General features: G+C 62.5%; 12 protein-coding genes and 1 pseudogene. 3 read left to right on the top strand and 10 right to left on the bottom strand.

Features of this window, described 5'->3' with window-relative positions; genetic code table 11:
- Nucleotides 1-191 precede the first annotated feature (191 nt).
- The gene (locus NKI20_RS32940) at nucleotides 192-638 is read right to left on the bottom strand and encodes a hypothetical protein (protein ID WP_352838126.1); all 447 of its coding nucleotides are present in this window, start codon (nucleotides 636-638) and stop codon (nucleotides 192-194) included.
- 223 nt (nucleotides 639-861) lie between these two features.
- On the opposite strand from NKI20_RS32940, the gene NKI20_RS32935 reads away from it, so the two are divergent.
- The 3 genes from NKI20_RS32935 to NKI20_RS32925 all read left to right on the top strand — a co-directional run bounded on the left by NKI20_RS32935 (nucleotide 862) and on the right by NKI20_RS32925 (nucleotide 2,518).
- Nucleotides 862-1,287, top strand: a complete 426-nt coding sequence (locus NKI20_RS32935; RefSeq protein WP_352838124.1) for a MarR family winged helix-turn-helix transcriptional regulator — start codon at nucleotides 862-864, stop codon at nucleotides 1,285-1,287.
- A gap of 62 nt (nucleotides 1,288-1,349) precedes the next feature.
- Nucleotides 1,350-2,246 carry an NmrA family NAD(P)-binding protein gene (locus tag NKI20_RS32930; RefSeq protein WP_352838122.1) on the top strand — a complete coding sequence of 299 codons (897 nt, stop codon included), beginning with the start codon at nucleotides 1,350-1,352 and terminating at the stop codon, nucleotides 2,244-2,246.
- Nucleotides 2,247-2,302: 56 nt separating this feature from the next.
- Nucleotides 2,303-2,518 carry an SDR family NAD(P)-dependent oxidoreductase gene (locus tag NKI20_RS32925; RefSeq protein WP_352838121.1) on the top strand — a complete coding sequence of 72 codons (216 nt, stop codon included), beginning with the start codon at nucleotides 2,303-2,305 and terminating at the stop codon, nucleotides 2,516-2,518.
- Between the two features lie 23 nt (nucleotides 2,519-2,541).
- Here the strand turns inward: NKI20_RS32925 and scpB are convergent.
- The 9 genes and pseudogenes from scpB to NKI20_RS32880 form a co-directional block, all read right to left on the bottom strand.
- Nucleotides 2,542-3,057: pseudogene (gene scpB / locus NKI20_RS32920) on the bottom strand (SMC-Scp complex subunit ScpB); the annotation flags it as partial.
- Between the two features lie 48 nt (nucleotides 3,058-3,105).
- Nucleotides 3,106-3,474: a hypothetical protein gene (locus NKI20_RS32915; protein ID WP_352838120.1), complete on the bottom strand. Its 369-nt coding sequence runs from the start codon at nucleotides 3,472-3,474 to the stop codon at nucleotides 3,106-3,108.
- Between the two features lie 29 nt (nucleotides 3,475-3,503).
- Nucleotides 3,504-3,971, bottom strand: coding sequence for an amidohydrolase family protein (locus tag NKI20_RS32910; RefSeq protein ID WP_352838119.1), 468 nt, complete (start codon nucleotides 3,969-3,971; stop codon nucleotides 3,504-3,506).
- A 328-nt stretch (nucleotides 3,972-4,299) separates the two neighbouring features.
- The gene (locus tag NKI20_RS32905) at nucleotides 4,300-4,443 is read right to left on the bottom strand and encodes a hypothetical protein (RefSeq protein ID WP_352838118.1); all 144 of its coding nucleotides are present in this window, start codon (nucleotides 4,441-4,443) and stop codon (nucleotides 4,300-4,302) included.
- Between the two features lie 107 nt (nucleotides 4,444-4,550).
- Nucleotides 4,551-4,673, bottom strand: a complete 123-nt coding sequence (locus tag NKI20_RS32900; RefSeq protein WP_352838127.1) for a hypothetical protein — start codon at nucleotides 4,671-4,673, stop codon at nucleotides 4,551-4,553.
- On the bottom strand, nucleotides 4,673-5,725 hold the full coding sequence (locus NKI20_RS32895; protein WP_352838116.1) for an LLM class flavin-dependent oxidoreductase: 1,053 nt from the start codon (nucleotides 5,723-5,725) through the stop codon (nucleotides 4,673-4,675). The genes NKI20_RS32900 and NKI20_RS32895 overlap by 1 nt, the downstream gene beginning before the upstream one ends.
- Before the next feature lie 143 nt (nucleotides 5,726-5,868).
- The gene (locus NKI20_RS32890) at nucleotides 5,869-6,330 is read right to left on the bottom strand and encodes a VOC family protein (RefSeq protein WP_352838115.1); all 462 of its coding nucleotides are present in this window, start codon (nucleotides 6,328-6,330) and stop codon (nucleotides 5,869-5,871) included.
- Between the two features lie 135 nt (nucleotides 6,331-6,465).
- Nucleotides 6,466-7,824: an alginate export family protein gene (locus NKI20_RS32885; RefSeq protein ID WP_352838113.1), complete on the bottom strand. Its 1,359-nt coding sequence runs from the start codon at nucleotides 7,822-7,824 to the stop codon at nucleotides 6,466-6,468.
- 202 nt (nucleotides 7,825-8,026) lie between these two features.
- On the bottom strand, nucleotides 8,027-8,671 hold the full coding sequence (locus tag NKI20_RS32880) for a hydrolase (RefSeq protein WP_352838111.1): 645 nt from the start codon (nucleotides 8,669-8,671) through the stop codon (nucleotides 8,027-8,029).
- Between the last annotated feature and the right edge of the window lie 147 nt (nucleotides 8,672-8,818).

The raw sequence follows: 8,818 nt of genomic DNA, 5'->3' as shown, positions 1-8,818 counted from the left end.
CTGCTCAAGGTAAGTCTTTGTCGCAGAAGCATTTTCCTTGATTCGGAGCCCCGATGCACTTCAACTGTGTGAGATATCCGGGCTAACGCCGTACATTATGTGAAGGCGGGGGCCGGCCGCAGCCCGTCCCCATCTTCGGACCTGAAGAGCCCAAATGTCGGCAAACGGTCCAACGGCGGTGAAATCCCGCTCTAGAAAGCCTCTGTGTCTTGGCCCAGTTCTGATCTTCCTCTCAGAGCGCGGCGACCTCGTTGGTCGTCCCGTCGTAGAAAAGATCGCCGCCAAATTCTTGCTGAAGGATGCCGCCCAATCCCGCCGACAGCGACCACCGCGGCGTCCAATGGCGCGAACGTCATCGTCACACGTTGCACCAAGCCGGCATCGTCACGTTCGATCACGCCGACCGCTTCGAGCTTCAGGCCGTTCCGCAGCGTGGCTTGGTATTGCAGGAAGTGACGTTGGCCAATCGCTCCATAGAAGGTCGGCGTCTGCGAGGCGTAGAGCGTGCCGACCGCTTCAACCAAGCGCTTGATATGATCGCGTCCCGAAACTGAACGACGCATCACGGTTCCGCTCAACTCCGCGTCGTCTGCAAGGTCGTCCAGGAAAGGGTGCTTTTCTTGTTTATCGCTCGACATCCTCGCTACTCCGGTTGCTCAGATTGTTGGTAGGACCGTGAGGAGCGCAGGCTGGGGCTCGACATCGGTCTCGACGGCAAGTTAATGTGTAATTACACAATACACAAGGGCTTCGATGGACGAGGCCATCGCCGCACAGATTTTTCTGACCTGATCCGACGCGGGAAGGCGGGCGGCAAGCGACGGGGTTGACACTGTGCAATTGCACAGTTAAATGGAGGGCATGCCGACGCCCAGTGGTCCTCATCTCTGCTATGCCCTCGCTGCTCGCCAGAGCGCGCGGCATTTGAGCCGTCTCTACGACAGCCATCTTGCGCCAGCCGGACTGTCCGTCTCGCAATTCTCGATCCTGTCGCTGCTCGAGGCCTACGACACGCTGAAGATCACCAAACTGGCGGAAATGTTGATCATGGAGCGGACGACCCTGGTTCGCGCACTGAAGCCGCTGCAGGCTGCCGGCTGGGTTGTCGCCGGCAAGCCTGAAAGCGGCCGCTCTTTCGACGTGACGCTTTCCCGCTCGGGCCTGGAAAAGGTGGCGGAGGCGGTTTCTCTCTGGAAAAGCGCGCAAGCCGCGTTCGAGCAGGAAGTCGGGCAGGATCGCGCCGTTCGGATCCGTAACGAGATTCTCGTACTGAACCTGGGGGAGTAGCCCCTTTTTTCACCAAAACTGTGTAATTACACAGTTTTCCACCACCCACACGGAGATAGAAGATGACTACTGAAAAATTCCTGGTCACCGGCGCAACGGGCGAGACCGGTCGCTACACAGTCCAACGCCTTCTCGAAAAGGGCCACGCCGTGAGGGCGCTGGTTCATAAGGAGGATGCGCGCGCTGAGGCGCTGCGGCGGGAAGGCGCGGAGGTCGTTATCGGCGATCTCTTCGAGCATGACGATGCGATCCGGGCAGCGGACGGCGCTACTGCCGCCTATTTCTGCTATCCGGTGCGTCCTGGCATCATCCAGACGACGGCATACTTCGCCGATGCGGCCGAGCGCGCCGGGCTGAAGGCCGTGATCAACATGTCGCAGATCTCGGCGCGCGAGGATTCAAAGAGCCACGCGGCGCGCGATCACTGGATCGCCGAGCGGGTCTTTGACTGGTCGGGCGTTCCGACCGTGCATCTGCGGCCGACCTTCTTCTCGCAATGGCTGCTCTATCCGTTCGCGCGCAAGACGATCGTCGAGCAAAGCATCATCGACCTGCCCTATGGCGCCGGGCGCCATGCCCCGATTGCGGCCGAGGATCAGGCACGCCTGATCGCCGCGCTCCTGGCGGATCCGGTCGCACATGTCGGCAAGACATACACCCTCCACGGCCCGACCGAGCTGGACCAGCGCGGCATCGCCGCTGCCATCAGCGAAGTGCTCGGCCGAACGATCAGCTACCAGCCTCTGACTATCCCCGAGTATCGCGACCGCCTCGAAAAGTTCGGCCTTCCGGCGTTTCTCGTCCAACATTTCTGCGCGATCGCCGTCGACTACCAGAACGGCATCTTTTCCGGCGCCGACAAGCTCATCGCCGAGGTGACCGGCGTGCCGCCGATGACCGTGCAGGACTTCGTTGCTTCGCACCGGGGCGCTTTCGACAGTCTCGACGTGGCGGCGTGAGATTTTCTCCGCCAGATTCCGGCGCCGTCCAGTGGCGCCGTGCGACGAGAAGAAAGTTGAAGGTCGAGATTTTATACGAAGTCGCCCTCATTACCGGGTCCTCCCAGGGCATCGGATTCGCTATGGCTCACAGGCTTCGCAGCGCAGGCGCCGAGATGATCATCAATGGTCGCACGAGAAAGAAGGTGGACGCGGCCGGGGCACGCCTCAGCGCGGCCATACTCTCGGTGTCGCCGAACACGTTCTATTCGAACGCACCCCTCCAGCCCTAGCCTGTCCGTTCTCGCTCGGCTGCTCAATCGTCGCTCTCCATGTCGAGATGGCGTTTCTCGCCGTCGGAAAACTCCGGCATGATGTCGCCCGCCGGCAGCTTCTCCTTGCTGAGCAGCCCCGCGTCCTCAAGCGCTTCGAAATCCGGCAAATCGCGCAGCGTGTCGAGCCGGACCTCCAAAAGGAATTCCTTGGTCGTGACGTAGGTGTGGGGCGCGCCCGGTGTTGGGCTGCGCGGGCCCGAAGCGATCAGCTTCGCGCCGCGCAGATGGCCGACCAGGTCGCGAGAAACTTCCTTGCCGAAGAAGGACGAAAGCTTGGCGCGGGTGATCGGCTGAAAGTCGGCGATGCACATCAGCACCAGTAACTCGGACTGCGTCAGGTCGACCGCCCTTTCACTGCTGCCGACAGCGGCTCGAATGGCGTCGGCACAGGCCGGGCGGGTCAGATGCTTCCAGCCGCCGGCGACCGCGACCAGATCGTAGGGGCGGCCGCGCAGTTCTTCGCGGATGTCGTCGATCAGAAGGTCGATCCTCGACGAGGCCCTCGTGCGGTAGACTGGTGGAAAATTCCGGTTTTCCTACCGACCTCAAGGCTTCAACCCGTCCTTGATCGTCTGGGGAATGTTGCGCTGCCCGGCAAGCGCGGGATAATAGCCCGGATCGCCCGTGACGGTCAGTTCATCTAGTTCCAGCGCCTTCAAAACCATCGGCCCCATTGTGGCTGTCGGCACCGCGGACATGCGGATCGTTCCGGGCAGCGGTGCCACGCTGTCGAATCGTGGGCGCAAGTTTTCGTCGGATGGCTCGTCCTGGTCCAAAACGAGAGTCCAGTTTGCCCGCGGGATTGGACCCTGCCCGAACAACCTCCGTTGTGCGCCGCCCAGAGCCATCTGCGTCAATGATGGAGGCGGCGGCAGCTTGGCTTGCTTCTTTGCCAGGGTTGGTAAGTTCTTCATTGCATCGCTCAGCGTCTTGGTGGCGGCCTTCAGCGACAGCCCCGCGACGATCTCGTCGGCATTGGCATCGTCGAGATGAGATAGCGCGTCTCACCCGCAAAACTGACCTCCTCCCCCGTTCCCGAAAACCCCGCCGTCAGTTTCTTGGTCGCATAGCGCGGCACGCCGTCGATCACGACGAGGTCGATCCTGGTCTCGTCCGCTTTCAGCAGATGTTCATAGGCATCGCCGGCTTTGCCCCTGACCAGCACCAGATCGGCATATTTCCCCGCTTCGATCGAGCCGAGATAGCGGTCCCACCGCAATAGGCCAGCCGCCACGATGGTCGCCATCGCCACGATATCGCGATCGGAGAACCCGAGCGCCTGTACGGCATTCACCACCCGCACCACCTTCAGCTCGTGTAGCAAATTCTTGCTGCCGCTCGGCGACCAGTCCGATCCGAGCCCGATCCGCACGCCCGCCGCGCGCTGCCTTGATGTCGGCCGTTTGGCCATAGAGCATGAGGTTCGACAGCGGCGACCACACCATACCTGCGCGCACTCCGGCCAACCGGTCGAAATCGGGCCGCGTCAGCGCGTTGCAGTGAATGCCGGTCAGTGATGCCGCGATCGCCCACACATTGGGGCTGATCTCGAGGTCGAGGAAATGCTTGCGCGCGCTCGCATCGATCCCCTCGCCGAGATGCATCAAGAGGCATGGAAAATCTTTCAGGTAGCCGAGGAAATTGTCCTTGTCCTTGGCGGCGTAGTCCGGGATGCGCGCCTTGGCATCGGGCAGTGTGCTGTCGAGACTTTCCTCGACATTCCGCACCATCCCTCTGTACTACCGCACCAATCCTGGCGCGCTGAACAGGGTAATGCCCTGTGACGTAGTCGTCCCGCCCATCAGGCATTTGGCCTCGGTGTAGCGGGCAATCGCCGGTGCCACGCCGGGCGTCTTGCCCAGCACGCCCATTGGTCCGCTCACCCCGGCCTAGTAGGGCGGCGAGCCTTGCCACTGGCCGCGATTGCAATAGCGCTTGGGGACATCCCACAGCCTCAATATGTCGTAGCCCAGATGGTTGTGGAGCTCGATCAGCCCCGGATAGAGAGGACCGATCCGAGGCCGAGCCGCCGGAACAGCGGCACGGCAACCACGGCCGCTCCCATCAGGACAATCGCAGGAGCGATCGTCTGCCCCAAGCTCGCTTCAGCCATCAGGTCGCCTTCTCGGTTTTGTGCGTGGCCGCCCGGACGATCGGCGCGACTTCAGTGCCCAGAAGTTCGATCGAACGCTTCATCGCCGCCGTTTCGAGCGAGGCGGTGCTCATCTGGAAGGTGATGCGCGAGACACCGCCCAGCACCTCGCTCGCCTGAAGCATCTTGGCTGCGACCGTCGCCGAATCGCCGATCAGGAACGCGCCTTCCGGGCCCACCATGGCGTCGAATTGCTGGCGCGACGGCGGCGGCCAGCCGCGTTCGCGGCCGATCCTCCCTGTCAGATGCGCCCAGCCGGGAAAGAACGCCTCCCTGGCCGCCGTGTTCGTCTCGCCGACGAAGCCCATCGCATGGACGCCCACCTTGAGCTTGTCAGGGCTATGCCCGGCACTCGTGCCGGCCTCGCGATAGAGATCGACGAGCGGCCGGAAGCGCTCGAAGGTGCCGCCGATGATCGCCACCATCAGCGGCAGGCCGAGCGTGCCGGCGCGAGCGAAGGATTGCGGCGTGCCGCCGACGCCGATCCAGAGCGGCAGGCGCGGCTGATGGGGACGCGGATAGACGCCCTGTCCCTCCAGTGCCGCGCGGAAGCGACCCTTCCAGATCGGATAGGTCGTCTCGTTCAGCTTCAGGAGCAGATCGAGCTTCTCGGCGAAGAGCTCGTCATAGTCCCGCGGGTCCGCACCGAACAGCGGATAGGCTTCGCCGAACGAGCCCCGCCCGACGACAATCTCAGCGCGGCCCCCGGCGATCAGGTCCAGCGTCGCGAACTCCTGGAAGATCCGGACCGGATCGGCGGCGCTCAGCACCGTCACGGCGCTCGTCAGTCGGATTTGGCTGGTGCGGGCCGCGGCGGCGGCGAGGATGATTGCTGGCGCGGAATCGAGAAACTCGGCGCGATGGTGCTCGCCGATGCCGAAGACATCGAGCCCGGCCCGATCGGCGACCTCGACTTCGTCAAGCAGGTCGGCCATGCGATCGGTCGCCGACGGCAGCGCGCCGGTCGTGGGATCAGGCAGGATCGCGGCAAAGCTGTCGATACCGATTTCCATTGGGGGGCTCCATTCGGTTCAAGCTGAACGCCTGCTCGGCTGAGCCGGTCGGGCGTTGATTGATCGCGCCCGGCCGCAGATGCCGCTTGCGCTGAGGGGCTGGCCGCCCGCGCTCCGCGGCGACCAATCGACGTTGGCGGGAATCAAGCGAGCACCTCGGCAAGTTCGACCAGGTTTCCGAAGGGGTCGGCGAAGAAGGCGAGCCGGCGGCCTACGGCTTCGACGAGGAACGGCTCGCTCACGATCGTCACACCGCGCTCGCGGAGCCTTCCGATGGTCACGTCGACGCTGGCGACCTCGAGGCAGAAATGGTGATAACCGGCATAGGCGAGGCTGCTGCCCAGATCGGTGTAGGGTCGCACGTTCTGCGGGGCCGGCTCGCCGCCGCCCAGGATCTCGATGCAAAAATGGTCATCAGTGGGCGGAGCGATGTATGCAAGCTTCTGGTCAGCGTAGTCCCATTCGGCGACCAGTCGGAAGTCGAGCGTCTCTACATACCACCGCTTGACGGTCTCGAAGTCGGGGGTGCGCACTGCGACGTGGTGGCCTCGCATGTCGGCGAAGGGCGAAGCATCATTGTGCACGGGCGGAACGAAGTCGGCCATGATAGCCCTCCTTGGAAATGAGAATGCGAGAGCGAAGTAGAAATCCTGCTCGGCAGGGCCGATGAGGCAGCCACCGATCAAGCCCCAGTGCCGACGCGGCTGGACCGAACACCGGGAGCGCCAACGACCGCACGATCAAAACCTGAAGGTCGTCATGGCGCCGACCATTGTGATGGTCTTCGCAGGACCAGTGTCCTTGATGAACGCCCCGGGATCGAAGACGCTCGCCGACACCGACAGGTTCAGCTCGGGCGTAGCCTGCCATGCTACAGTCAGTTCGAGTTGCTTCCCGATGAAGCGCTCGTCGCTGGCTTGGCCGCTGCGAACGAGATTTCCCGGGAGACCGTAAATCCCGTCATTCAAGCTCTGTCGCCAGTAAGCCGCGCCCACCAGCGAGACCGCGACGTCCTTGTACGGATGGACGGTGATGGCCGGGCGGACATGGATCAGGTTGCGCGGCCCGATCGGAGACAAGGCGCCGAAATACTTGCCTCTGGGAAAGAGGGGATTGAACGTCCCAAGCGTCGGATCGTTCGGATCGTCATCCCCCGAAATCACATCGGCCGTGAGGCTGATGTCAGGCTGCAGCGGCGTTTCAAGAAAGCGATAGCCTATTTGGCCACCGAGCCCCCAAGCCGCTACACGATGACCAGAGAAGGTCCCGCGCTGGAGTGCGCCCTCGACATTCCAATACCAAGGCCCTTTGTTTCCGAATATCCTGCTCCCGACGGTGTGGATTGTCTCTTTTCCGGCACCCTGATCGAAAATCGCGTTGCGGTCTCGGAAGCCAAGATAGTAGACGTCGAACCCGGTCGCCCGATCCTCGGACAGCCACTGCGTTGCATAGGCACCCCAGATCGCCTTTTGGCGCGAGGTGCGATCGTCGAAATCGCCTGGTGAGTTGTCGACCGGACGGAAATACAGCGCCGTCAACTGCCGGGTCTCGCTCGTCAGCGTTGCATCGAAGCCGTCGAAGGCTTGCGGGATGTTCACACCATAGCGCGTGTCGAGAAAGCGCCCCGCGCCCAGAGACACCAGTTTTCGTCCTGCCGACATTCGCAGCGAAGTGTGCTCCGCCACATCCACCTCGATCTCGCCGAAGCCCTGCAGCAGATCTGTGCCCGTCGTGTCGACCGGTCGCAAGGCACGGTCGGTGCCAGTGATCGTGGAGAGGATCGGCTGCGCGAAGAACCGCGTCTTTCCGATATGGAGATCAGCGTAGGGCATGAAACGGTGCCAGACAAAGCGATCGTCCGGCGCCGATCCCCAGTTCACATTCGTATAGCCCTCGTAGCGCGACCGTGCTTCTAGGCCCGTCGTTAGGTAGATTGAGCCATCGTCGTTCAGCGGGATGTATTTGAACGGCTCAGTCCACCGTCCCGTCCGATTTGCGGGATCGGCGAGTTTGGACCAATCCTCCGAATACCGTTCGTTAGTGAGCGTTGGGGCACGCTGAAGATCCGTCGAGACCTGCGCTTCGGCCGCGACCGGCATGAAGGCTATAGGCATTAGGTGGAGGAGGCGCCAAGAACGCCGCAGTCCGCCCGATAGGCGTCGAAGACGGCGGCGAACACGGCAGCCCCGTGTTTGATGCGCGGGATAATTCTGTGCAACATGGCGAGGGGGCGTGACGGGGGCCAACACCCGATCTGCTTTGTAGCAGTCCATCGAGCTGCCCCCCCCTTATCCGCCGCGATCAGCCAGCCACTGGCGTGTTGAGGAGCTGCTGCTCCCACAGATATGCGATGCCGCTGCCGCCGAAGTGCTGGATGAGGATCTCGGTCAGTTCCTCGACATGCTCGGTGCGCGCCCAGTCGCGCTGCCATTCGCCAGCGAGCGCCATCACGGTCATCACGTTCGCGCCAGCCGCGATCATCCGCTGGATGGCAACCTCGTGAGACTCCTTCGAAATCCCGCCCGACGCGTCGGTAATTACTGTCACGTCCCAGCCTTCGCCGGCGGCCTGGATGACCGGCATCGCGACGCAAACTTCGGTCCAAAGGCCCGCGATAATGAGTTGCTTGCGGCCGGTCGCTTTGACCGCCTCCACCACCTTCTCGTCTTGCCAGGTGTTCACCCAGGTTCGGTCGATCACCTCCTGGCCCGGAAATACGTCGGTGATCTGCTTGAAGAGGAGGCCACCGCGACCCGCGATCACGCTGGTGAGAACGGTCGGAACATTGAAGGCTTTTGCCAGCTTCGCCAGCGCGGTCGTGAGGTTGACCACGGCTTGCGGATCGTGGCTGTTGAGGTTGGCAAGCTGATAGGGCTGGTGGTCGATAAGGACGAGGACCGAATCTTCGGGACGAAGAAGCGAGTCGAGCCCGTTGCGAAAGGTCATGATAATTCCTCTGCTGCCGTTGGGTGGAATGGTTTGCGTAAGACAATCGCGAAGCGCGTCTCCGCCAGGGCGAAATCATGAATCGTTAACCTGCAAGGACGGCTTGGCGGTAGGTCGGGTTCATGAGGGCTTTGAGGCGCTTACGCT

Source organism: Mesorhizobium sp. M0830, from assembly GCF_040319965.1.
In the GTDB taxonomy this organism is placed as follows: domain Bacteria; phylum Pseudomonadota; class Alphaproteobacteria; order Rhizobiales; family Rhizobiaceae; genus Mesorhizobium.
Note: the sequence above shows the minus strand (reverse complement) of the source record. Positions and strands in the feature narration are given on the sequence as shown.

Coding starts and splice junctions, on each gene's coding strand:
- NKI20_RS32880 (WP_352838111.1), bottom strand. CDS start 8,671: ATGACCTTTCGCAACGGGCTCGACTCGCTTCTTCGTCCCGAAGATTCG.
- NKI20_RS32885 (WP_352838113.1), bottom strand. CDS start 7,824: ATGCCGGTCGCGGCCGAAGCGCAGGTCTCGACGGATCTTCAGCGTGCC.
- NKI20_RS32900 (WP_352838127.1), bottom strand. CDS start 4,673: ATGGCTGAAGCGAGCTTGGGGCAGACGATCGCTCCTGCGATTGTCCTG.
- NKI20_RS32895 (WP_352838116.1), bottom strand. CDS start 5,725: ATGGAAATCGGTATCGACAGCTTTGCCGCGATCCTGCCTGATCCCACG.
- NKI20_RS32930 (WP_352838122.1), top strand. CDS start 1,350: ATGACTACTGAAAAATTCCTGGTCACCGGCGCAACGGGCGAGACCGGT.
- NKI20_RS32915 (WP_352838120.1), bottom strand. CDS start 3,474: ATGAAGAACTTACCAACCCTGGCAAAGAAGCAAGCCAAGCTGCCGCCG.
- NKI20_RS32910 (WP_352838119.1), bottom strand. CDS start 3,971: ATGGCCAAACGGCCGACATCAAGGCAGCGCGCGGCGGGCGTGCGGATC.
- NKI20_RS32935 (WP_352838124.1), top strand. CDS start 862: ATGCCGACGCCCAGTGGTCCTCATCTCTGCTATGCCCTCGCTGCTCGC.
- NKI20_RS32890 (WP_352838115.1), bottom strand. CDS start 6,330: ATGGCCGACTTCGTTCCGCCCGTGCACAATGATGCTTCGCCCTTCGCC.
- NKI20_RS32940 (WP_352838126.1), bottom strand. CDS start 638: ATGTCGAGCGATAAACAAGAAAAGCACCCTTTCCTGGACGACCTTGCA.